Below are 22,188 nucleotides of genomic sequence, written 5' to 3'. Positions count from 1 at the left end.
AGTATATATCACCGGGGAGCGATACTGCGTCGGTCGTACCCCTCATAGCATACTACTTATATCGAAAACGCTCTCATTCAGGTGATGGCATCAAGCCACGACGCGGACACAGCGGGAATCACGCGGCGGAAATCGCTCGCGGCGCTCGGCGGCATGGGGGCGCTCGCGCTCGCGGGATGCACGTCGAACGACGGCGGCGACGGCGATGACGGCAATGACGGAGACGACGGCGGTCTCGGCGGCGACGACGGCGGCGACGGCGGCGACGGCCTCTCCGGAGAGGTCATCGTCACCGGGTCGAGTACGGTCTACCCGGTCTCCATAGAGATGCAGGAACGGTTCATGGACGAGAACGAGGACGTCAGCGTGACCGTCGACTCGACCGGCAGCGGTGGTGGCTTCGCGAACAACTTCTGTCCCGGCGATTCGGACATCAACGGTGCGTCCCGTCCGATCAAGGAAGAAGAAATCGAGAGCTGTGACGGCAACGACGTCGAACCGGTCGAGTTCCGGATCGCGGGCGACGCACTGACGGTGGCGGTCAGCCCCGACAACGACTGGGTCGACAGCATGACCTTCGACGAGCTGGCGCAGATCTGGAACGGCGACGACCCCGCCGAGACGTGGGCCGACGTCAACGAAGACTGGCCCGACGAGGAGTTCGACCTCTACGGCCCCGACGACACCTCGGGGACGTTCGACTGGTTCACCGAGAACGTCGTCGGCGAAGCCGGCAACCACCGGAGCGACTACGAGCCGACCGAGGACGACAACACGATCGTTCAGGGGATCTCGAACAACGAACACTCGATCGGTTACTTCGGATTCGCCTACTACCAGGAGAACGAGGACGACCTCAAGGCGCTCAACATCGCCGAGACCTCGGACGACGAGCCCTCCGCTCCGAGCCTCGAGGCCGCCTCTGCAGGCGACTACCCGATGGCTCGGCCGCTGTTCATCTACCCCAGCGCCGACTCGCTCAGCGAGAAGGATCAGGTCTACTCGTTCGTCGAGTACTACCTCGAGAACTCCAACGCGGACTGGATCGCCGACGACGTCGGCTACGTGCCGTCCAACGAGGAGCAGGTCGAGGAGAATCTCTCGACGCTCGAAGAGTACGCGTAACCGGAGCTGAACCGCTGTTGGCCCCGCTATCGGATCACGAATGAATTAAGGCTACCAGAAATTATCTATGAGACACCAATGAACGGCGAACCAGCGTTGACGCGCGCGGCAGCCGACCGCGACGTCAAAGAGAAGATGGTCGGTGTGTTGCTGTTCGCCTGCGCAGCGCTGACCATATTCGTGACCGCGAGCATTCTGTTCACGCTCGCGTACGACACGATCACGTTCTTCGGATTCGAGGAAACGACTGTCGTTGACTTTCTGACCGGACTCGAATGGGAGCCGAGGAACGGCCATTACGGCGTCTGGCCGCTCGTGAGTTCGACGCTGGTCGTCACCGTCGTCTCCGCGCTGGTCGCGATCCCGATCGGGACGGCCGCCGCCGTCTACCTTTCTGAGTACGCGAGCCCGAAGGTTCGCTCAGTGATCAAACCGTCCCTCGAAATACTCGCGGGGATTCCGACGGTCGTCTACGGCTATCTCGCATTGGTCTATCTGACGCCGTGGCTGCGAGACATCGGCCTCCCGCTCGGGACGTTCAACCTCTTTAGCGCCTCGATCATGGTCGGTATCCTCATCGTGCCGATGGTCTCGTCGCTCTCCGAGGATGCGATGAGCGCGGTGCCGGACTCGCTCCGGCAGGCGGGCTACGGACTCGGCGCGACGAAGTACGAGGTCTCGACGGGAATCGTCATTCCGGCGGCGGTCTCGGGGATCTTCTCGTCGTACATCCTCGCACTGTCGCGAGCGATCGGCGAGACGATGATCGTCGTCATGGCCGGCGGTCTCCGGACGAGTCTCTTCGACCCGTTCGATCCGTTCGGCAGTCTGGCCGGATCGGGTCGGACGATGACCGCCTCGATGGTCAACGCCGTTACGAGCGACGCGACCGGTGGCTCGCCCGAATACTACAGCATGTTCGCGATCGGTCTCTCGCTGTTCGTAATCACGTTCCTGATGAACCTCGCAAGCAACCGCATCGCCGCACGGTACCGAGAGGAGTACCAATGACCGATCAGCACGTCCCCCACCGAGCGGAGGTGACCCACTGATGGCCAGCGAAACGCAGACGTCCACTACGTGGTTCGGCTCTACGGAGGAGGTCGGTCGACTCCGCGGACGCGTCTTCAAGTGGACCTGTCTTGGAGCGACAGTGCTCACGCTGTTTTTGATGCTCGTCTTCTTGCTGTATGTCGCGAACGACGCGCTCAGGCCGCTATCGGCCGATCCCAGTTGGCTCGCGACGATGGGAGTGACCGTCGTCCTCCCCGTCGTGCTGCTGGCTGGATACTACTACCGACGCGATCGATCCGCCGGAGAGGTCGCCTACACGGCGCTCGGGCTTCCGATCTTCGTGGCGCTCGTTTCCGGCGGCCTCTGGCTGCTGTTCCGTCACATCGTCTCTCCGCAAGAGTGGTTCGTGTTGGCCGCCTCGATTCTTGTCGCAGGCGGTCTCGTTACGGCCCACTCACGGGTGAGACACGACGCCGCGGTCGAACGGCTCGTGGTGACGGTGGTCGTGCCGCTGCTCGCGGTCGTCGGCGTTCCGACGGTGCTTCCGAGCCTCCGGGACCTCCTGAGCCTGTCGCCGGTGTTGCCGAACGCGCTGTTCTCGTTGGTGATCGCGTTCACACTGCCGATCGCGGCGGTCGTCGGGTGGCGCGTCCGCGCCGTTCGCGACGCCGACCGCGACGGTGCTATCGCCGCGGGAATCACCGTCGCCGGCGGGCTCGCTGGCGTAGTCGTCGGGCCGGTGTTCGGCGTCCACCCGACGAGCTGGCTCGTTTTCGCCTCGCCGATCGTCGGGGCGCTCGTCCTCTACGTCGAACACGTCGTCCGAAACGACGAGGGCGTCTCGGGGCTCGCGTTCCCCATCGTCGTCGCCGCTGGCATCTTCGTCGGCCTGACTGCGGCCCAGACGCTCGGGTTTGCCGGTCCCGACACGTGGCTCGACATGCAGTTCCTGACGAGTTCCACCAGCACCACCCCCGCTGACGCGGGGATCTATCCGGCGCTCGTCGGCTCGGTGCTCATCATGATCGTGATCGTCCTCTCCGCGTTCCCTGTCGGGATCGGAGCGGCCGTCTATCTCGAAGAGTACGCCCGATCGCAGGGGAGGCTCGGTACAGTGATAGAACTGATACAGGTCAACATCTCCAACCTCGCCGGCGTCCCCTCGATCGTGTACGGTGTCCTCGGGCTGGCGATCTTCATCAACCTCATCGGGATGGGGCGCGGGACGGCGGTCGTCGCCGGTTTCACCGTCGGTCTGCTCATCCTCCCGATCGTCATCATCTCTACACAGGAAGCGATCCGAGCGGTTCCCGACTCCCGCCGCCAGGCCTCGTACGCGATGGGTGCGACCAAGTGGCAGACGGTCCGCAACGTCGTCCTTCCCGAGTCGCTCGCCGGGATATTCACCGGGACGATTCTCGCACTCGGCCGAGCCATCGGCGAGACCGCCCCGCTGCTGATGATCGGCGTCTCGGCGAGCGTCCGCGTCTCGCCCGATTCGTTCCTGAGTCGGACCGGCGCGATGCCGAGGCAGATACTCTCATGGTCGACGCAGATCACCACCGAGTTCCGCTACGGCGTGCTCGCGGCGGGCGTGGTGACGCTTCTGGTGGTCCTCCTGACGATGAACGCCGCGGCGATCGTGCTTCGAAACCGCACGCAGCGAACCCAGTAAGTATGAACCCGACCGAAACCCCGACCGATCGAACCATGAAACGAGTCGAAACCGACGGCGGCGTCCCGATGGAAGACGACCAAGAATCGACAGCAGACGCGGCGAAAGCGGACGGTGGAACGGAAAAGCTCGTCGACGTTTCGCCGTCGCACTCCGTCCCGGACGACGACGATGATGTACGAACACGGTCGACCGAGACCGCGATCACCACCCGCGATCTCAACGTCTATTACGGCGACGAGCAGGCGTTAGACGGCGTCTCGATGGATATATACGAGCATGACGTCACGGCGCTCATCGGCCCCTCGGGCTGCGGAAAGTCGACGTTCCTCCGGACGATCAATCGGATGAACGATATGATCGACGTCTGTCGCGTCGAGGGCGACGTGGAGTTCGGCGGCAAGAACGTGTACGACGACGACGTCGACCCGGTCGCCCTGCGGCGGAAGATCGGGATGGTGTTCCAGGCGCCGAACCCGTTCCCGAAGTCGATCCGCGACAACGTCGCGTACGGCCTGAAGATCCAGGGGTACGACGGCGACGTCGACGCGCGCGTCGAGAAGGCGCTGAAGTCCGCGGCGCTGTGGGACGAGGTGAAAGACCAGCTCGACTCCTCGGGGCTCGACCTCTCCGGCGGGCAGCAACAGCGGCTCTGTATCGCCCGCGCCATCGCGCCGGACCCGGAGGTGGTCCTGATGGACGAGCCGACCTCGGCGCTCGACCCCGTCGCGGCCTCGAAGATCGAGGACCTCATCGACGACCTCGCGGAGGAGTACACCGTCATCATCGTCACGCACAACATGCAGCAGGCGGCGCGCATCTCCGACCGGACCGCCGTGTTCCTCACCGGCGGTCGGCTCGTCGAGTACGACGACACGACCAAGATCTTCGAGGACCCGGAGGAGCAGCGCGTCGAGGACTACATCACGGGGAAGTTCGGATAGATGCCCCGAGAGAACTACCAGGAGAAGCTCGACCAGCTCCGGGACGACGTCGTCGCGATGGGCGAGCTGGTGGGCGAGCGGTACGACGCGGCGATCGAGGCGGCGGCGACCGGCGACGACGAGCTCGCGCGGGAGGTGATCGAGGGCGACCACGAGGTGAACGAGACGTACCTCGGTCTGGAGGACGACTGTACGGAGCTGCTCGCGCTCCAACAGCCCGTCGCGGGCGACCTCCGGTTAGTGACCGCCTCGTTCAAGGTGATCACCGACCTCGAACGCGTCGCCGACCTGGCGACCAACCTCGCCGGCTACGGCGGTCCCGACGGGGGGGTCCACCCCGCCGTCGAGTTCCGCGAGCTGGGCGAGGACGCCGGGCAGATGGTCGCCGACGCGGTCGCGGCCTACGAGGCGGGCGACGCGGAGGCGTGCCGCGAGATCGCGGCCCGCGACGACGACTTCGACGAGCGGTGCCGGCAGGCGAGCGAGGCGGTCGTCCGCGAGCTGCTGGAGGCGGACCGCGCCCGCAACGAGGAGGCCACCGAGGGCCGGGGCGCGACCGACGCCGAGGCCGACGCGGAGGCGCTTGAGGCCTCGCTCGACGAGGTGTCTCGCGCGCTGCTCGCGGTGCGCGACCTCGAACGCGTCGCCGACCACGCGGTCAACGTGGCGGCGCGCACCCTCTACATGGTCGAGAACGACGACGAGCTGATCTACTGAAGGCGGGCGGCGGCGAGACGACACCCACAGATCCACGATGACGACACCCACCGACACGACGGACGAGCCGGAGACAGCCGACGAACCGGAGACGGCCGGCGAATCGGAGACGGCCGACGAGACGACCACGCTCACGTTCATGTGCGTCCGCAACGCCGGGCGGAGCCAGATGGCGACCGCCTTCGCGGAGCGCGAGCGGGACCGGCGCGGGCTCGGCGACCGCGTCGAGATCGTGACGGGCGGCACGATGCCCGCGGACAGCGTTCACGGCGTGGTCGTCGAGGCGCTCGCGGAGGTCGGGCTCGACGTGGGCGGGCGGACCCCTCGCGAGATCGCCGACGAGACGCTCGCCGCGTCCGATTTCGTCGCGACGATGGGCTGTTCGACGTTGGAGTTGGACGGCGTCGACACCGACGACTGGGACCTCGACGACCCGGGCGAGCGCCCGATCGAGGAGGTCCGTCCGATCCGCGACGAGATCGAGCGCCGCGTGGTCGCCCTCTTCGACGAGCGGTTCGGCGAGCACGACGGCGAGTAGGGGCTCCCGTCGCGCTGAACGTACATGATTAATATCGGCGGATACAGCCCCTGGAAGCACACATTTAACGGAACAGAGGCCCTACTCAGGTACACATGAACGAAACGCTAGAGCGCCGCATTCGGCGCCATAACACGAGCTTCGATCGCGATACCGGACATATCATTCTGCCGAGCGAACGCCTCGCCGCCCGCTGGTTCCACGGCGTCGTGGACGCCGCGGAGCGGGACGACGACCTGGGACCGCTCGCCGAGCTCCGCATCGGGATCGACCCCGACAGAGACCGAGCGACCGTCATCAACGAGCGGGCGACCGACGGAGTCCGGGCCGCGCTCCAGACGAGCGGCGAGGCGCTGCGGACGGGGAGGGCCGCCTCCCTCGAACGGTACGGGTTCGACGACGACGAGGCGACGCGACGGGCGGACGTCGAGGCGCTGGCTGACCTACGGGTCGAGAGCGACCCCGAGCCGGTCCCGGCTTGACATCCTCCCCGCGCTGAAGCACGGGGCTTTCTCCTCGATTATCCGTAACGGCGCGGCTCCCGAACGGTGACGACCCCGCGAGCGGAACTCCGACCGCCGCTCTTCTCCACTCGGTCCGGACGCGAACTCCGATACCGTCGGCGTCCGTCGCGACGGTCTCGCCCTCTCGCTCGTCGACGACGCCTCCAAAAATCATAATCCGCTCCGAAGCCTCGGTATACGCGTGACTGTACTGCAGGAACTCATCGGAGACCAGTCGCTCGTCGTCTGGATCGTGTTGGGCGCGATCGGGTTCCTGCTGACCTGGAAGGGCGCGAACGTCATCGAGTCGACGACCTCGAAGATCAGCGACCACTTCGGCGTCTCGCAGGCGGTCCAGGGCGGGCTCATCGTCGCAGCCGCGACGTCGTTCCCCGAGCTCGCGATCATCGTCATCTCGGTGCTCGTGCTCGGCGACTTCGGCGTCGGCGCCGGGGCGCTCATCGGGACGGCGGTGTTCAACATCTTGGTTATCCCGGCCGCCGTCGCCATCACGAGCGGCGACACGGAGACGACGCGGGGGATCGTCTACCGCGACGCCATCTTCTACGTGGTTGCCGTCCTCGGCCTCTTCGGCGTGATCGCGCTCGGCGTCCTCGGGACCGACGGGCGGGAGCTCGCGCGGATCACCCCGCAGATGGGCGTCGGCCTGTTGGTGCTGTACGGCGTGTACGTCATCTTGCTCGCCGGCGGCAAGAGCGGCGCGTCGGACCTGAAGCGGACCGAGTCGACGAACGTTCCCAAACAGGTCGGACTGTTCGCGGCCGGACTGGCCGTCGTGCTCGTCGGCGTCGAGTCGATGGTGACCATGACGGTACAGATCTCGGACGCGCTCGACGCGCCGTCGTTCCTCGTCTCCGTGACGGTGCTGTCGGTGCTGAGCTCGTTCCCAGACCTGCTCGTCGGCGTGAAGATGGGCAAGGCCGGCGACAAGCGGGCGGCGGTCGCGAACGTCTTCGGGACGAACACGTTCAACCTCGTCGCGGCGCTGCCGATCGGCGTCATCCTCGCCGGCGGCGTCTCGATCGGATTCCTCACGTCCGTGCCGCTCATGTTGTTCCTGTTTTACACCACTCTCGTCGTCGTGGTGTTGGCCGCGACGGACTTCGAGCTCACCACCGAGGAGGGATACGTCCTCCTCGCGATGTACGTCCTCTTCCTCGGCTGGATGACGACCGAGGCGCTGGGAATCACCGCGCTCCTAACGGAGTCGACGCTCCGGACGATCGTCGGATGACCGGTCGGCGAGGACGGCGGCGAGCGGGCGAGAATATCGGCGGCGACGGACGGCGGTCAGGCCAGTCCGTACCGCCTCGTGACGTACGCGGTGACGCTGCCGGTGACGCCGGCGAGTGCCGCGATCACGGCACCAGTGACTACGAGCGAAAGCAGCGCACCGAGGACTTCTAGCGCCGAGAGCCCGGTCTCTCCGGAGGCCTCGGCGCCCCCGGGACCGGCGGCTCCCACGCCGGAGAGCCCGCCGGTGCTGCGGGCGAGGTCCGCCATTCTGCTGAGCTCTTCGAGCGGCGGTGTGACCGAACTCAGCGCGAGGAACCCGATGGCCGTCGCGATCGCCAACGCGACGAGCAGGATGCAGGCGCCGATCGCGGAGCCGACGCCAGCTGCGGTCATCGCGTGGGCATCGGTGTCGAACCGTCCGCCCGAGTCGATACCGATGAGACCTGCAAGCAGGACGTAATTCGTGACGCCGACGGCGGCGACCGCAGTGAGCACGAGATACACCTCCGAGACCGCGAACACGCTACCCACGATCGATTCGGGATCGGTGAATTCGGCGCCGACGAGCCGAAAGAGGGAAACGAGGACGATACAGCCGAGCCCGATTCCCGCCCCCGCGAACGTGCCCGCGTTCCCGATAACCGCCCGGCGAACGTCCGGCTCTTCGAGCGCTTCGACGCCGTCGTCGACGCGGTCGTTGGACGCGAACCGGCCGGCCGTCTCGCTCGGGACGGCCGCGCCGTCGCTCGCGTCGTCGGCGCCATCGCGGGCGTCCGGACCGCTCCGTGGGCTCTCGTCGTCGTCCCGCTCGGGACGTGGCGTGTCGGTGGAGGGGGCGTCGTCGGCCATTCAGACCCACCCCCGATCGTCCTGCGCGGCGAACGCCGCGACTGCTCCCGCGAGCGCGCTACCGACCCCTCCGAGCAGGAGGATCCGAGAGATTTCGTATCCACGGGGAACGGCCCCGAACACGGTTTCGATCCCCTGAGCGAAGACGCTGCTCGCGGCGCCGACGTTCCCCTGGAGGAGTTCGACCGAGCTGGAGAGGTTGTTCAACAACCCGGCGTCGGGCCCGAACGAGCCGATGACGACCATCGCGAGAACCATCGCGACGAATCCGAGCCCGCCGCCGACGAAGCCGATCGAAACGGCTCGGGTCGTCGAGGTCGACCGTCCGACCTGCGATCCGAAGTACGCCGCGAGCAGTGGCGCTGAAAAGACGATGGCGTAACTCGCACTCAGCGAAATAAGAATCGGGACGAACCCGGTCGCTCCGACAGTTAACGCCACCGTCGATATCCCGTACCCGACGCCGACGAGCGCGAAGGCGTAGACGGTCATCCACGTGGTCCGCGCGGGTGACGGCCCCGTGAAGGCCTCAAACAGCCCGCCGAAGAGACGGGAGCCGGGGTCGTTCTCGCCACCATCCGTCGCTACGTCGGCCGTCGGCTCGTCCGGGCCGGCGACGGCCCTAGCTTCCGTCTCTCCGTCGACGTCTGTCCGGTCGGTCGCCCGTTTGGACCGGAACCCCAGGTACCCCGTTCCCGCACCGACGAACCCGATGCCGAGTCCAACGAAGACGAGTTCGGAGAGGAGGCCTTCGGTCGTCAGTCCGAGGGCCGAGCTGATGAAGTCGCTGCCGACGACCCGCGTCGCGACGACCGTCGCCAGAACGAAGCCGATGTAGCCGAGATACGTCCCGATCCCCGACGCGGCGACGGCACCCATCTCGTTCTCGGAACGTTTTCCCACGTGTAACCCGAGGCCGACCGCCAGAATCCCCGAGGCGAAGACGGGTAGCAAGACGTACTGAGTGAGAATCGCCGCTCCCCCCGCGGGAAGCTGTGAGTTGACGATCAGAAGGAGCCCGGCGTACTGGACCGACGCGGCCGTCGCGACGGTAATATACACTAAAACGATAAATCGGATCCGGTCTTTCGTCGCGTCTCGCTGAAGTGTGACTTTCAGCTGCGAAAGGAGCCCTGGACTTTCGGACACCGTTTCGTCTGTAGGCGCTCCGTGTTCGACGGCGTCTGACATACCGTCTGATAATGATATTAAAATTTATAATTACTTGTTGCGGTCATATTTCTATCGCGGAACGTCTGCGGCGGTGACCGTTTATCAGCCCGCTGCGTCCGCTCGCGGTGTTCCGTACTGCACCGCTGCCACGCGCTTCGACACCCACGTCCGAACCGCTCGCACTCCCGGCGTTGCAACCCCTACGCGAATTCCGGCCGAACGTGCACTTCGATACCGTCGTCGTCGGTGATCGCGATACCGTCCTCCCGCACCTCGACGCCGACATCGACATCGGTGTCGGCCGCGACCGCGTCGAGCCGGTCTCGCACCGCTTCCACGGCGGCCGCGTCCGGGACCACGACCTCGAACCACGCGATCCCTCGACCCGCGGCCGGCGTCGTCCGGCCCCGCCAGGTGTTCGCGCCGAGGTGGTGGTGGTAGCCGCCCGCCGCGACGAACCGGACGTTCGGCCCGGTCATGCCGACCTCGAAGCCGATCCCGTCGACGTACACCGCCTCGAACGCCGACAGCGACGTGACTTCGAGGTGCACGTGACCCACGTCGGTGCCGGACGGGGCGTCGTCGACGAGGCCGGCGCTCGCCCCTCCCGCGGCCGCGGCGACGCCCTGCACGTCGAGCGGCTCGGTCGCCATCCGGACCGTCCCGTCGTCGGCGACCGGCCACTCCTCGCGGGGGCGGTCGCGGTAGATCTCGACGCCGTTCCCCTCCGGGTCGTCGAGGTACAGCGCCTCGCTGACGAGGTGGTCTGAGGGGCCGTCGAGCCGCCACCGGTCCCGCACGCGAACCAGCGCCTCGCCGAGCGCGGCGCGGGACGGGACCCGGAACGCGGTGTGGAAGAGCCCGGCGTCGGTCCGGCCCCGGTCCGGGCGGTCGGGGTCGCGCTCTAAGACGAGCAGGGGCGTCCCGTCGACGCCGAGGACCGCTCGGTCGCCGTCGCGGTCGAGGACCCCGAGGCCGACCACGTCGCGGTAGAACGCGGTCGTCTCGTCGAGGTCCACGATCCGGAGCGCGGCGCGACCGATCCGCGTCCCGGCGGGGAGGCGGTCGTCGGGGGCGTCTCGTGAGGCGTCGGTGTTCATGCCGTTCGATACCACGGCCGCCGCGTTCAACGCGTCGGTCCCGGAGGGGCGCCCGGACGCTCTCGGCCGAACTCTCCTGAACTTCCGTTAGAATCAAACGGTCACGCGACGGAGGGCCGGGTATGAGCGCCGAACAGGAGACGCGGGCCGTCCGCTGTCTGGTCGCGAAGGTCGGACTCGACGGCCACGATCGGGGAGCACACGTGATCGCGCGGGCGTTCCGGGACGCCGGCTTCGAAGTGGTCTACTCCGGGCTCCATCGCGCGCCCGAGGAGATCGTGCAGGCGGCGGTCCAGGAGGACGTGGACGTGCTCGGCATCTCTATCCTCTCCGGGGCGCACAACACGCTCGTCCCGAAGGTGATCGAGGGGCTCAAGGAGTACGACGCGTTCGAGGACACCCTCGTGTTGGTCGGCGGGATCATCCCCGACGACGACGAGGCGGAGCTCAAGGAACTCGGCGTCGCCGAGGTGTTCGGTCCCGGGACCCCGATGGAGGAGACGATCGAGTTCATCCGGAACAACCTCCCGGAGCGAGCGTAGATGGGCCGGTCGGACGCAACCGCGCTCAGCGACGGCGACGCCGCGCTCGTGGAGGACCTCCTCGCCGGGAGCCACCGGGCGCTCGCGCGCGTCATCACGCGGATCGAGAACCGCGCCGCCGGCTACCGCGGGATCGTCGCCGCGCTCCACGAGCACACCGGCGGCGCGGACGTGATCGGGATCACCGGGGCGCCCGGCGCCGGGAAGTCGACGCTCGTCGACAAGCTCGCCGCGGCCTACCGCGACCGCGGCGACACCGTCGGCGTGGTCGCGGTCGACCCCTCCTCGCCGTACACCGGCGGCGCGGTGCTCGGCGACCGGATCCGGATGGCGTCGAACGTCGGCGACATGGACGTGTTCTTCCGGTCGATGAGCGCGCGCGGCCAGCTCGGCGGCCTGTCGATGGCGACCGCGGACGCCGTGAAGGCGCTCGACGCCTTCGGGAAAGACGCGGTCATCATCGAGACGGTCGGCGCCGGGCAGAACGAGGTCGACGTGGTCCGCACCGCGGACACCGTCGCGGTGCTCGTCCAGCCAGGCTCGGGCGACGACGTGCAGACGCTGAAAGCCGGGATCCTGGAGATCGGCGACGTGTTCGTCGTCAACAAGGCCGACATGGACGGCGCGGAGCGCACCCTCGCCGAGCTGGAGGAGATGGTCCACCGGCGCGAGAGCCCGACGAAGGGACTCGACGGAGGACATCACGGGTTCGAGGTCCCGGACCACCCGGACGACGGGACAGACGGGGACGGGGAGGGTGACGAGACCGTGTGGACCCCCGACGTGCTCCGAACCGTCGCGAACACCGGTGAAGGGGTCGCGGAGCTGATCGAGACGTTCGACGCCCACGCGACCCACCTCCGGGAGTCGGGCGCGATCGAGTCGACGAAGCGTCGACGGTACGCCGAGGAGATCCGCACGCTGGTCCGCTCGGACGTGGGGGCGCTCGCGACCGCGGAGATCGAGCGCCGGGGCGGGATCGACGCGCTCGCCGACTCGGTCCGGCGGCGGGAGACGGACCCGTACAGCCTCGCCGCGGAGATCGTCGAGCCCATCGCGGACTGCGTCGACGACGGCGAACTGTGACGCGATACGGTCGCTCGGACCGCTCGCGCTCCCACGTGATATAAGTCGCCAGCGGACCAACAGGTTTCCATGAAGCTCACCAAGGTCGCCGGGAGTGCCCTCCTCGGCGTCGGCGCGCTCGCCGCGCTCAACACCGGCCTCCGGTACGAAGGGGAGTTGGAATCGCCGCTCGACGGCGACGACGGCACGTTCCGCTGGCGCGGCATGAACGTGGCGTACACCGAGGCCGGCGACCCCGACGACCCGGATCTCGTGTGCCTCCACGGCGTCAACGCCGCCGGCTCCGCGGGCGAGTGGCGCGAGGTGTTCGACGACCTGGCCGCCGAACACCACGTCGTCGCCCCCGACCTTCCGGGGTTCGGCCGGTCCGACCGCCCGCCGCTGCGCTACTCCGCGGCGCTGTACGAGGACTTCGTTCGCGACTTCCTCGCCGACTTCGATCGGCCCGCCGTCGTCGCCTCGTCGCTCTCGGCGGCGTACGCGGCCGCGGCGGTCGACACCGCCGACTCGGCGGCGGACGGCATCGAAGTCCGCGGGTTCGTCGGCGTCTGTCCGACGACCGTCGCCGGGCCGAGCCCGCCGAAGTCGTGGCTGCGAGAGCTGATCCGGGCGCCGCTCGTCGGCGACGCGCTGTTCAACGTCATCGCCTCGAAACCGTCGATCCGGTACTTCAACGCCGACCACGGCTACGACGACCCGGCGGCCCCGAGCGACGAGTGGACCGACTACGAGTGGCGGACGGCCCACGTCGAGAACGCCCGGTTCGCGCCCGCGTCGTTCGTCTCGGGGTACCTCAACAGCGACCTCGACCTCGCGGCCGCGTTCGCGTCGATGGACGCGGCGCCGACGATCGTCTGGGGCCGCGAGGCCGAGGTGAGCCCGCTGGCCGACGGCCGCGAGCTCGCCGACGCCTCCGGCGCCCGCCTCGTCGTCTTCGACCGCGCCAAGCTGCTGCCGCACGTCGAACACCCGGAGCGGTTCGTCGAGACCGTCGAGGAGTCCCTCGTCGCGGGCGCGACGGCGTGACCGCGTGACCGGTCGGTATCAGTTCTGAGCATCGGGAGGGAAACGGTATATCCGGACGGCGCCGAGCGGCGGGTATGACGGACGCACCGCTTCGAGTGCTCTGCGTCGACGACGAGCCGGGCCTCGCCGAGCTGGTCGCGGCGTACCTCGAACGCGACGACGAGATCGACTGCGAGACCGCCACGGAGACGGATCCCGAGGCCGCGCTCGACCGGATCGAACGCGAGCCGTTCGACTGCGTGGTCAGCGACTACGACATGCCCGGCCGGACGGGCGTCGAGCTGCTCTCCGCGGCCAGGGAGCACGACCCAAACCTCCCGTTCCTCCTCTTTTCCGCGACCGAGCCCGACGCCATCGCGGCCGAGATGGTCCGCGCGGGCGTCAGCGACTACGTCACGAAGCGCGGCGGCGTCGACGGGTACACCGCGCTGCTGCGCCGGGTCGAGCACGCGGTCGAGGGCGACGGCGGGCGCTTCGAGTCGGACGCGGACCGAGAGTCGGGGATCGACCCGTCCCGCGACGTGGCGCTCGACGGACTCTGCACCGTGGCGCCCGACGGGACGTTCGAGTTCGTGGGCGAGGAGTACGGCGAGCTGTACGGCTACGAACCGGACGAGCTCGTCGGGGAGCGCTGGCAGCGGCTCCACCCGACCGAGGAGGTCGAGCACATCCGCACGCACATCATCCCGGCGGTGATGGGGGGCGAGCGGTGGACCGGGACGAGCACCGGGCTCCGCGCCGACGGGTCCACCTTCGCGGAGTCGAAGATGGTGACGACGACGAGCGACGACCGGCTCGTCATCTCCGTCTCGGAGTTCGAGGAGGTCGCGTCGGAAGCGCGCGCGGGCGACTGAGCGATCTCTGTCACTCGTCTCGACGGACGTACAGCGTCTTCTCGCAGGCCGCGTGGACCGTCCCGTCGCCGTCGACCAGCGAGACGAGGTACTCGCGGTCGGTCGACTCGCCCGGGTCCAGCTCCTCGCGGAGCGTCTCGATCGCTGCGTCGGTGAGCGCGAACTCCGCGTACAGCGTGTCGCGGCCGGGCTCGAGGAACTCGATCGCGGCCGACTTGTCCCAGACGGTGAACCCGTCGCCGAGGACTCGGCGGAGCATCGTCAGATACACCGGGTCGATCGCGCCGTAGAGGCTCCCGCCGAAGATCGTGCCGATCGCGTTGCGCGTCCGCCAGTTGAACGGGACCCGGACCCGGACGTAGCGCCAGTCCGCGCCGATGTGGTCCACTCGAGCGCCGGTGCCGCGGTAGGCGGGCAGGAGGTTGAACCCGTGCCGCCACAGCCGGGTGCGGAGGCTCTCTGCCGGCGGGTCCTCGCGGAGGGGACGCGGGTCGGGATCGCGGTCGACGCCGGTCGGAGAGTCGGTCACACCAACAGGAGACGGCGCCGCGGGCAAACCCGTGTCGGAACCGGCGACAACGCGTCCGGAGTTGTCGACGTCGGACGATTATTTATACCGACCGCGGTCGGCGCGCGCCGACGAGCGCCCGTAGGGCGCGAGTCGCACGCGCGAGGGAGTCGGTCGTCCGGAGCAACGCGGAGGGCGACCGACAGGGCGAGAGCGGAGCTCTCGCTTGCAACCGGACGCAGTCCGGTGACGAGGCTGGGGAGGCGTGAGGTGCGGGGCGGTGCGGGGTGGGACTCAAAGGGGCAGGTGGGAGGCGGGCGCAGGCGACGTAAGCACTGGAGGGAGCGAACGAAGTGAGCGACTGAAGCGCGAAACGAGCGTGCGCCCGCCTCCCGCCTGGGGCTTTGGAGGTGTTCGCCGTCGATTCGCTGCCGACCGTTTATAAGTGAGCGCCTGGGGCTTTGGAGGTGTTCACCACAGAGCCACCGATCACGCATTCGGCACCGGTCTACAGACAACCGTTTATAAACGAACGGCCGGAGGTGTGGCGGTTGTCACGGAGAATACGCCCCGCCTCGCTACCGCTCTCACGTCGTCTCGGCCCGAAACGGGTATCCGCGCGCGACCGCAACCCGACACCGATGGAGTGTGACAGGTGCGGCGACGACGCGATCCACCACGCCGCCTACTCCGGGGCGCACCTCTGTGGCGACCACCTCCGCCAGTCGGTCGAGAAGCGCGTGAAACGTCGCGTCCGCGAGGACTCCCTCCTCGATCCGGACGCGACGCCGAACGACCCCGACCGCTGGGTGATCGGGCTGTCGGGCGGGAAAGACAGCGTCGCGCTGACGCAGATCCTCGACGACGTGTTCGGAAAGGACCCCCGCGTCGAGATGCTCGCACTGACGATCCACGAGGGGATCGAGGGGTACCGCGACGAGAGCCTCGACGCCTGCGTCGAGCTCGCGGAGGACCTCTCGCTCCGCCACGAGGTCGTCTCCTACGAGGAGGAGTTCGACGTGCGGATGGACGACGTGGTCGAGAGCGACCCGGAGAACATGGCCGCCTGCGCGTACTGCGGCGTGTTCCGGCGGGACCTCCTCGAGAAGTACGCCGCCGAGTTCGACGCCGACAAGCTGCTCACCGGCCACAACCTCGACGACGAGGCCCAGACGGCGATGATGAACTTCCTCGAGGGCGACGTGCGACAGGTGGCGAAACACTTCGACGCCTCGCTCGGCCCCTTCGACGAGCGCGAGGGGACCGACGCGTTCGTCCCGCGCGCGAAGCCGCTCCGGGACGTGCCCGAGAAGGAGATCGCCCTCTACTGTCACGTCCGCGACCTCCCGACGCACATGGCCGAGTGCCCCCACTCCTCCGAGGCGTACCGCGGCGAGATCCAGTCGACGATCCACGAGTTAGAGGAGAACCACCCCGGCGCCCGCCACTCGATCATGGCCGGGTACGAGGAGCTCTCCGCGCTCGCCGCAGAGACGTACCGCGAGGGCGGCGACGCCGCCGCCGACTCGCCCGACCTCGGCGAGTGCGAGCGCTGCGGCTCGAAGACGAGCCGCGACGTCTGCCGGAAGTGCCGGCTGCTCGAGTCGATCGAGGCGGTCTGAGTCGGGTGGTGTGGGCCGGCCGGTCGGCGCGAATTACGTCTCCGGATCGACCCGCCCGAGCAGATCGAGCTGGTGGGTGAGGTAGACGAGCTCGCCGGCGTCGACCTGTCGCCGTCGGCGGGCGAGCCAGTCGTCGAGTTCGACGGCCGGGCCTTCGTCGTCCTCCGACGGTGACCCCGCCGACGGCGACCCCGCCGACGATCCCCCCACGCTCCCGTCGATCACCTCGCCGACCGCCGCCTCCACGGTGTCGAGGATGTGCCGGAGGAAGAACGCCTCGTCGCCGGGGTACGGAGATCCGGAGGGAACCCGCTGCTCCGGGCCCTCGGCCGGCCGGACCACCCAGTCCGAGCCGGCGACGCCGAGGAGCGACGCGCCCTCGATCGCCCGGAGTCGCTCGAGGGCGTCGCCGCCGGCGCGGCTGCTCCCGCCGGGTTTAGCGTCCATGTGCGCGTGGTAGCGGCGCTCGACCGCACGGTCGGCCGGGTGAACCGGGCGGAACCGCGTCCCCCCGTCGAACGTGATCGGGAAGTAGTACGTCCCGCCGGGCGCGAGCGCGCCGAGCAGGGGTCCGAGCCCGTCGAGGTCGAGCACGTCGAGCAGCGCCATCCCGATCAGGGCGTCGAACTCGTTCGCGTGCGCCTCGGCGAACGCGACCGCGTCCGCGGCGACCGGCTCGACCGTGACCGCCCGCGCGTCGGTCTCGACGACGAGCGCGTCGCCGTCGTCGCCATTGTCGGCCTCGTCGACGGAGACCGACGCGCCCCGTTCCGCCGCCCACTCGCGGAGGAACGGACCGATCCCGGCGAGCGCCCCGGCGTCGCGGTCGACGGCGACGTACCGCGTCTCGCCCGGCGGGAGCACCTCCCAGTCGATCAGGCGGGCGACCATCGTACCGATGCCCGCCCCGCCCTCCAACACGCGGAGTGGGCCCTCGCCCGCCGCGGCGCCGTCGGCGAGCCGCTCGCGGAGGGTTCCGAGGAGTCGCCGGTCGAGCGCCCGATCGTCGACGGACCGCTTCGCTCGGAGGTAGCGCCGGAACGCGGCGGTGTCGGCGGCGAGGGCGTCGCCGCCGGCCTCCGGAGGGCCGCCGCCGTCGCCCGTCACGTCGCCACCTCCGGCTCGGAGGCGGCGTCGGCGTCGACGACATCGGTGAGCAGTCGCCTGACCCGGACCGTCGACTCCGCCCAGCTCGGGTGGCGCTCGTACCGTCGTCTGGCCGCGCGACCCATCTCGGCGAGCCGGTCGGGGTCGGCCGCGAACCCGTCGAGCGCGCGGGCGACGGCGTCGGGGTCGTCCGGGTCGACGAGGACGCCCGTCTCCCCGTCCGCGACCGTCTCGACCGCGCCGCCCGCCCGGGAGGCGATCGCCGGCAGGCCGAAGCTCATCCCCTCCAGGTAGACGATCCCGAACCCCTCGTAGCGGGAGGGGACCGCGAGGACGTGGCCCTCGCGGAGGACGTCGGCCAGCTCGTTGTCCGACAGCCGGCCGGAAAAGCGCACGCGGTCGCCGAGCCCGCGCTCTCGAACCAGTCGCCGGACGTCGGCGACGTGCCCCTCGTCGACCGTTCGACCGACCACCGTGAGCTCGACGCGGGCGTCGGCCCGGGCCAGTCCCTCGACGAGCGTGTCGAGCCCCTTTCGGGGGGCGAGGTTCCCCACGAAGGCGACCCGGAGGGGACGCTCGCCGGCCCGCGCCGCGATCGCGTCGTCGTCGATCGCGGGGTCGAACCGGTCGCCCGCGGGCGGCGCGACGGCGGTCGCGTCGGGATCGACGCCGAGAGCGGTGACGGCGTCACGGGTCGCCGCGCTGTTGCAGACGACGCCGTCGAGCGTCTCGAGGTACCGGCGCTCGACGGCTCGGTACAGCGGGGCGAGCCGCCGGGGCTCGCTCGCGCGGAGGTGGTGAACGATCCCCACGACCGGGTACGGCAGGTCGCGGTTGTGCCCGACGAGGGACGGGTGCGCCAGCTCGTCCTGGAGCATCACGTCGACGTCGACGCGGAGGCGGTCCCGAAATCCCGGGAGCGCGCTGTCGAGCAGCCCGCGCGGGTACGCCCGCCACGGGAGCTCGACGACCTCCACGGCGTCGCCGGCCCGGCGGAGCCCCTCGACCAGCTTCCGGTCGTAGCGGAACCCTCCGGACTGCTCGTCCAGGCTCCCGTACAGCGCGAGCCCGACCCTCATACCGGCGCGTCGTAGGTCGCGGCGGCCGCGTCGTCCTCCCAGACCGTCACGGCCAGCTCGGCCACGGTGTCGTCGGTCACCGCGTCGGTGACGCGCTCGAATATCACGCGGGCGAAACGCTCGACGCTCGGATTGCGACCCTCGAACTCGGGGAGGTCGTTGAGCAGCTCGTCGCGGTAGCGGTCGGCGAGGTCGGCGAGCGCCGCCTCGGCGTCGTCGATGTCGACGAGGTAGTCGTACTGGTTCAGCTCCGGGCCGCGGAAGGTCAGCTCCACCTCGAAGTGGTGGGAGTGCGGCACGCCTTCGGGCCCGGGGTCGGGGACCGTGAGGTAGTGTTGTGCCACGAAGTCCGTCAGGACCGTCGTCGCGTACATGGACCGATCCCAGGGGCGCGACGCACCTAAATCCGGAGGGTGGCGGTAGGCGGGGCGGGGAGTCGCCGCCGCCCGACCCGGCGTCCCGTCGGCGGGGCGCTCACAGGTAGCCGAGCGCCTCGAGCCGCTCGCGTTCGCTCGTCTCCCCGTGTACCCGACTCACCGGCAGCGACTCGGGCGGCTCGAGGTCGGGGTCGAGGGTCTCGCGGTCGACGCCCGTCGCCTCCGCCCACGGGACGGCGAGGAGGGCGGGAACGGGGGTGTGCATGGGGTGGCCGTACAACCCCCACTCGCCGAAGAGGTTGCCGTGATCGGCGGTGACCGCGACGCGGCCGTCGACGTTGTCGACGAGCGTCGCCACCTCGCCGAGCACGTGTCGGAGGTTCGCCTCGTAGGCCCGCCAGACGCGCTCGACGGAGACCTCCCCGCGCCGGAGCAGCACCCACGGGTTCCCCTCGTTGCTGTGGCTCCCGGTCCGGGCCATCCCGTCGTCGCCGTCGAGGGGGTCCGGGACGAACGGGTGGTGCGGCTGCATGTAGTGGACGACCAGTCGGTCCGGATCGCGCCCGCGAGCGAGGCCGACCGCGCGCTCGGTGACCGCCGCCGCCGGCACGGTGCCGATCGCGTCGTCCCACGCGTACTTCCACACCTCGTCGAGCGCGGCGAACGCGTCGGCGTCGAGGTACCGGTCGGTCCACGTGTTCCCGGTGACCATGACCGTCCGCGGCGTCTCGGGGTGGTTGAGGAAGGTGTTCACCAGCCACTCGGAGGAGGAGCTTCCGACCGACCGGACCGTCTCGACCTCGCCGAGGAAGTCGAACTCGGGCGCGACCGCGCGCAGCAGGTCGGCACGGCAGGCGTCGAGGACGACGAGCACGTCCCACTCGCGCTCGAAGGCGTTCGTCCCGTAGTCGAGCCGCCGACCGACCGCCTGCAGCCCGCGCAGGTAGGCGGTCCCGAGGCGGCTCATTCCCGGTTCCGTCACGACCGTCAGTTGGCGCGCGGCGACTAAACCGCTCCGGCGGAACGGACCGTCGCGGCGTAACACCGGTCCCGCCGGGACACCTATACGTCTCGCCGCCTCGGTACGACCGTGAACTGTCTGTTCGTCGGGGCCGGAGCGATCGCGCCGGAGTACGCCGCCGGCCTGCCGGGGAGTTCGCTGTCGCTCGCCGGCGTCGTCGACCTCGACGGCGACCGCGCCGCGACCCTCGCCCCGGCCCACGACTGCCCGTCCTTCACCGACCTCGAGACGGCGCTCTCGGCGGTCGACGCGCCGCTCGTGGTGAACCTAACGAGCCACGCCGCCCACGCGCCGGTGACGCGGACCGCGCTGGAGGCCGACCGCCACGTCTACTCGCAGAAGCCGCTCGCGCTCGACGCCGACGAGGCGACGGAGCTGGTGGCGCTCGCCCGTGAGCGCGACCTCGCGCTCGGCTGCGCGCCCGGCACGCCGCGGGCGCCCTCGCAGCGCCGCGCGGGCCGTCTCCTCGCCGACGGCCGGCTCGGCCCGGTGGGGCTGGGGTACGCCCACGCCCACGTCGGGCGCGTGACCGACTGGCACGACCGGCCCGACTCCTTCCTCGAGATCGGCCCCCTGTACGACGGGGCGGTGTACCCGCTCGCGCTGCTGGTCTCGTGGTTCGGTCCGGTCGAGCGCGTCCGCGTCGCCGACGCCCTCGACGTCTGGCCCGAGCGGGAGGCGCGGCGGCCGTCGACGCCGAGCCACGTCGAGGCGACGCTGGCGTTTACCGCGGGGCCGACGGTCAGGCTGACCGCGAGCTTCTACGCGCCCCACCGGAGCCGGGAGTTCTACGGGCTGGAGCTCCACGGCGACGACGGCTCGCTGTACCTCAAGGGGACCGGCGCGATGGGGACCGCCCGCGACGGCGTCCGGTTCGGTCGCGTCGGACGGGAGTACGTGACCGCGCCGCCGACCTCTCCCGAGGAGCCGTACGCGTACGTCGACGCCGTCGAGCGCCTCGCCGCGACGGTCGAGGCGGGCTCTCCCTCGCGGGCCGGGGGGCGCCGGGGCGCGCACGTCGTCGCCGTCTGCAACGCGATCGAGACGGCCGCCGAGGGCGAGGGGTCGGTCGCCGTGGACGACTGCGGGGCGACAGCCGACCCCCCGCCGGCGCCGGTCGTCAGGCCGGGAACGAGCGATCGGCGCGCGTCCGCGGTCCGCCTCCCCGCGGTCGGCTTCGGCTGCTCGCGCTACCGCGACGGAGAGTACGTCGAGCGCGCCGACTCGATCGCGACCGCGCTCGACGCCGGCTACCGCCTCCTCGACTCGGCCGAGCTCTACGGCAACGAGCACCGGATCGGGGAGCTGCTCGCCGCGCCGGGCGCGCCGGACCGCGAGCGCGTGTTCCTCCTCGGCAAGGCGTGGCGCACAAACCACCGTCACGAGCACCTGCTCGCGGCCTGCGAGAGCAGCCGCGAGGAGCTGGGGATCGACGCGTTCGACTGCTACGCGCTCCACTGGCCCTCCGCGCTCGAACACCGAGGGGAGCTGACCCGGCTCGCCGAGAAGCCGGTCGAGCGGCAGGAGGCGCTCACCTTTCCCGAGCGCGAGGACGGCGAACTCGCGACCGCCGACGTGTCGCTCGCGACGGCGTGGCGGAACCTGGAGGCGGTCAGCGAGCGGGGATGGGCCCGGACGCTGGGGGTCTGTAACGTCTCGCGGGCGCAGCTGGAGACGGTGCTGGCGACGGGGTCGGTCGACCCGGCGATCGTCCAGGTCGAACGCCATCCCTACCGGCCCCGGACCGACCTCGTCGAGCGCTGTCACGAGCGCGGGATCCGCGTCGTCGCCCACTCGCCGCTGTCGGCGCCCGGCCTCCTCGACGAGCCCGTCCTGAACGCGATCGGGACGGAACGGGGGATCTCGCCCGCCGAAGTCGTGATCGCGTGGAACGCCTCTCGGGGGATCGTCCCGATCCCGTCCAGCACGAGCGAGTCGCACGTCGTCTCGAACCTGGCCGCCGGGGGCGAGCGGCTGACCGCCGCCGAGCTCGCGCGCATCGACGCCCTCCGGGATCCGGACTTCGAGCGATAGGGCGACCGTCACTGACCGGACCCCGCCGGTCGGGGCG

The 22,188-nt window shown here is 69.6% G+C and carries 22 protein-coding genes; 14 read left to right on the top strand and 8 right to left on the bottom strand.

Translation table 11 applies throughout. The features are described 5' to 3' along the window. Positions 1 to 84: 84 nt before the first annotated feature. The 8 genes from C469_RS06215 (at position 85) to C469_RS06180 (ending at position 7,771) form a co-directional block, all read left to right on the top strand. Entirely contained in the window at positions 85 to 1,125 is a 1,041-nt protein-coding gene (locus C469_RS06215) for a PstS family phosphate ABC transporter substrate-binding protein (RefSeq protein WP_008004834.1), read from the top strand. A 78-nt stretch (positions 1,126 to 1,203) separates the two neighbouring features. Further along, a complete protein-coding gene (gene pstC / locus C469_RS06210) occupies positions 1,204 to 2,136 on the top strand; it encodes a phosphate ABC transporter permease subunit PstC (protein ID WP_008004831.1) in 933 nt (310 codons plus the stop codon). A gap of 40 nt (positions 2,137 to 2,176) precedes the next feature. Then, on the top strand, positions 2,177 to 3,814 hold the full coding sequence (pstA, locus tag C469_RS06205; RefSeq protein WP_049911085.1) for a phosphate ABC transporter permease PstA: 1,638 nt from the start codon (positions 2,177 to 2,179) through the stop codon (positions 3,812 to 3,814). Positions 3,815 to 3,849: 35 nt separating this feature from the next. Continuing rightward, on the top strand, positions 3,850 to 4,758 hold the full coding sequence (gene pstB / locus C469_RS06200; protein ID WP_241429987.1) for a phosphate ABC transporter ATP-binding protein PstB: 909 nt from the start codon (positions 3,850 to 3,852) through the stop codon (positions 4,756 to 4,758). Further along, complete coding sequence (phoU, locus tag C469_RS06195; RefSeq protein ID WP_008004825.1) at positions 4,759 to 5,475, top strand: phosphate signaling complex protein PhoU; 717 nt, start codon at positions 4,759 to 4,761, stop codon at positions 5,473 to 5,475. Between the two features lie 37 nt (positions 5,476 to 5,512). Then, positions 5,513 to 6,013 carry an arsenate-mycothiol transferase ArsC gene (locus tag C469_RS06190; RefSeq protein ID WP_008004823.1) on the top strand — a complete coding sequence of 167 codons (501 nt, stop codon included), beginning with the start codon at positions 5,513 to 5,515 and terminating at the stop codon, positions 6,011 to 6,013. A gap of 95 nt (positions 6,014 to 6,108) precedes the next feature. Continuing rightward, entirely contained in the window at positions 6,109 to 6,495 is a 387-nt protein-coding gene (locus tag C469_RS06185; RefSeq protein WP_008004821.1) for a hypothetical protein, read from the top strand. Between the two features lie 223 nt (positions 6,496 to 6,718). After that, the gene (locus C469_RS06180) at positions 6,719 to 7,771 is read left to right on the top strand and encodes a sodium:calcium antiporter (protein WP_008004819.1); all 1,053 of its coding nucleotides are present in this window, start codon (positions 6,719 to 6,721) and stop codon (positions 7,769 to 7,771) included. Between the two features lie 56 nt (positions 7,772 to 7,827). Here C469_RS06180 and C469_RS06175 read toward each other — a convergent pair whose 3' ends face one another. The 3 genes from C469_RS06175 to C469_RS06165 all read right to left on the bottom strand — a co-directional run bounded on the left by C469_RS06175 (position 7,828) and on the right by C469_RS06165 (position 10,895). Further along, positions 7,828 to 8,622, bottom strand: a complete 795-nt coding sequence (locus C469_RS06175) for a hypothetical protein (RefSeq protein WP_008004817.1) — start codon at positions 8,620 to 8,622, stop codon at positions 7,828 to 7,830. Further along, complete coding sequence (locus C469_RS06170; protein ID WP_008004814.1) at positions 8,623 to 9,684, bottom strand: hypothetical protein; 1,062 nt, start codon at positions 9,682 to 9,684, stop codon at positions 8,623 to 8,625. Between the two features lie 311 nt (positions 9,685 to 9,995). After that, positions 9,996 to 10,895 (bottom strand): VOC family protein, encoded by a 900-nt coding sequence (locus C469_RS06165; protein ID WP_008004810.1) that lies wholly within the window; start codon positions 10,893 to 10,895, stop codon positions 9,996 to 9,998. Positions 10,896 to 11,017: 122 nt separating this feature from the next. Between C469_RS06165 and C469_RS06160 the strand changes: the two genes are divergently transcribed. From C469_RS06160 to C469_RS06145, 4 genes are all read left to right on the top strand, one after another. Continuing rightward, positions 11,018 to 11,437, top strand: coding sequence for a cobalamin B12-binding domain-containing protein (locus C469_RS06160; RefSeq protein WP_008004809.1), 420 nt, complete (start codon positions 11,018 to 11,020; stop codon positions 11,435 to 11,437). Continuing rightward, on the top strand, positions 11,438 to 12,523 hold the full coding sequence (meaB, locus tag C469_RS06155; protein WP_008004808.1) for a methylmalonyl Co-A mutase-associated GTPase MeaB: 1,086 nt from the start codon (positions 11,438 to 11,440) through the stop codon (positions 12,521 to 12,523). 69 nt (positions 12,524 to 12,592) lie between these two features. After that, positions 12,593 to 13,549, top strand: a complete 957-nt coding sequence (locus tag C469_RS06150) for an alpha/beta fold hydrolase (RefSeq protein WP_008004807.1) — start codon at positions 12,593 to 12,595, stop codon at positions 13,547 to 13,549. Between the two features lie 74 nt (positions 13,550 to 13,623). Then, positions 13,624 to 14,403, top strand: a complete 780-nt coding sequence (locus C469_RS06145; RefSeq protein WP_008004806.1) for a response regulator — start codon at positions 13,624 to 13,626, stop codon at positions 14,401 to 14,403. Between the two features lie 10 nt (positions 14,404 to 14,413). Here the strand turns inward: C469_RS06145 and C469_RS06140 are convergent, their stop codons facing one another. Then, entirely contained in the window at positions 14,414 to 14,932 is a 519-nt protein-coding gene (locus tag C469_RS06140; protein ID WP_008004805.1) for a DUF4442 domain-containing protein, read from the bottom strand. 620 nt (positions 14,933 to 15,552) lie between these two features. Between C469_RS06140 and ncsA the strand changes: the two genes are divergently transcribed. Then, positions 15,553 to 16,533 carry a tRNA 2-thiolation protein NcsA gene (gene ncsA, locus C469_RS06135; protein ID WP_008004804.1) on the top strand — a complete coding sequence of 327 codons (981 nt, stop codon included), beginning with the start codon at positions 15,553 to 15,555 and terminating at the stop codon, positions 16,531 to 16,533. Between the two features lie 33 nt (positions 16,534 to 16,566). On the opposite strand, the gene C469_RS06130 is transcribed toward ncsA, so the two are convergent. From C469_RS06130 to C469_RS06115, 4 genes are all read right to left on the bottom strand, one after another. Next, positions 16,567 to 17,640: a hypothetical protein gene (locus tag C469_RS06130; RefSeq protein WP_008004803.1), complete on the bottom strand. Its 1,074-nt coding sequence runs from the start codon at positions 17,638 to 17,640 to the stop codon at positions 16,567 to 16,569. Beyond that, positions 17,637 to 18,719 (bottom strand): glycosyltransferase family 4 protein, encoded by a 1,083-nt coding sequence (locus tag C469_RS06125; RefSeq protein ID WP_008004801.1) that lies wholly within the window; start codon positions 18,717 to 18,719, stop codon positions 17,637 to 17,639. The genes C469_RS06130 and C469_RS06125 overlap by 4 nt, the downstream gene beginning before the upstream one ends. Next, a complete protein-coding gene (locus C469_RS06120; RefSeq protein ID WP_008004799.1) occupies positions 18,716 to 19,093 on the bottom strand; it encodes a 6-pyruvoyl trahydropterin synthase family protein in 378 nt (125 codons plus the stop codon). The genes C469_RS06125 and C469_RS06120 overlap by 4 nt, the downstream gene beginning before the upstream one ends. A gap of 100 nt (positions 19,094 to 19,193) precedes the next feature. Next, entirely contained in the window at positions 19,194 to 20,063 is an 870-nt protein-coding gene (locus C469_RS06115) for a hypothetical protein (RefSeq protein WP_049911096.1), read from the bottom strand. A gap of 123 nt (positions 20,064 to 20,186) precedes the next feature. On the opposite strand from C469_RS06115, the gene C469_RS06110 reads away from it, so the two are divergent. After that, a complete protein-coding gene (locus C469_RS06110; RefSeq protein WP_008004791.1) occupies positions 20,187 to 22,151 on the top strand; it encodes an aldo/keto reductase in 1,965 nt (654 codons plus the stop codon). The last annotated feature ends 37 nt before the right edge of the window (positions 22,152 to 22,188 follow it).

Source organism: Halorubrum lipolyticum DSM 21995 (assembly GCF_000337375.1).
GTDB lineage: Archaea > Halobacteriota > Halobacteria > Halobacteriales > Haloferacaceae > Halorubrum > Halorubrum lipolyticum.
This window is presented reverse-complemented; position numbering and strand designations above follow the sequence as displayed.

Bases quoted from the DNA above. Each gene is read 5' to 3' on its own strand.
- C469_RS06215 (WP_008004834.1), top strand. From the start codon at position 85: ATGGCATCAAGCCACGACGCGGACACAGCGGGAATCACGCGGCGGAAA.
- pstC (WP_008004831.1), top strand. From the start codon at position 1,204: ATGAACGGCGAACCAGCGTTGACGCGCGCGGCAGCCGACCGCGACGTC.
- pstA (WP_049911085.1), top strand. From the start codon at position 2,177: ATGGCCAGCGAAACGCAGACGTCCACTACGTGGTTCGGCTCTACGGAG.
- pstB (WP_241429987.1), top strand. From the start codon at position 3,850: ATGAAACGAGTCGAAACCGACGGCGGCGTCCCGATGGAAGACGACCAA.
- phoU (WP_008004825.1), top strand. From the start codon at position 4,759: ATGCCCCGAGAGAACTACCAGGAGAAGCTCGACCAGCTCCGGGACGAC.
- C469_RS06190 (WP_008004823.1), top strand. From the start codon at position 5,513: ATGACGACACCCACCGACACGACGGACGAGCCGGAGACAGCCGACGAA.
- C469_RS06185 (WP_008004821.1), top strand. From the start codon at position 6,109: ATGAACGAAACGCTAGAGCGCCGCATTCGGCGCCATAACACGAGCTTC.
- C469_RS06175 (WP_008004817.1), bottom strand. From the start codon at position 8,622: ATGGCCGACGACGCCCCCTCCACCGACACGCCACGTCCCGAGCGGGAC.
- C469_RS06165 (WP_008004810.1), bottom strand. From the start codon at position 10,895: ATGAACACCGACGCCTCACGAGACGCCCCCGACGACCGCCTCCCCGCC.
- C469_RS06160 (WP_008004809.1), top strand. From the start codon at position 11,018: ATGAGCGCCGAACAGGAGACGCGGGCCGTCCGCTGTCTGGTCGCGAAG.
- meaB (WP_008004808.1), top strand. From the start codon at position 11,438: ATGGGCCGGTCGGACGCAACCGCGCTCAGCGACGGCGACGCCGCGCTC.
- C469_RS06150 (WP_008004807.1), top strand. From the start codon at position 12,593: ATGAAGCTCACCAAGGTCGCCGGGAGTGCCCTCCTCGGCGTCGGCGCG.
- C469_RS06145 (WP_008004806.1), top strand. From the start codon at position 13,624: ATGACGGACGCACCGCTTCGAGTGCTCTGCGTCGACGACGAGCCGGGC.
- ncsA (WP_008004804.1), top strand. From the start codon at position 15,553: ATGGAGTGTGACAGGTGCGGCGACGACGCGATCCACCACGCCGCCTAC.
- C469_RS06125 (WP_008004801.1), bottom strand. From the start codon at position 18,719: ATGAGGGTCGGGCTCGCGCTGTACGGGAGCCTGGACGAGCAGTCCGGA.
- C469_RS06120 (WP_008004799.1), bottom strand. From the start codon at position 19,093: ATGTACGCGACGACGGTCCTGACGGACTTCGTGGCACAACACTACCTC.
- C469_RS06115 (WP_049911096.1), bottom strand. From the start codon at position 20,063: ATGAGCCGCCTCGGGACCGCCTACCTGCGCGGGCTGCAGGCGGTCGGT.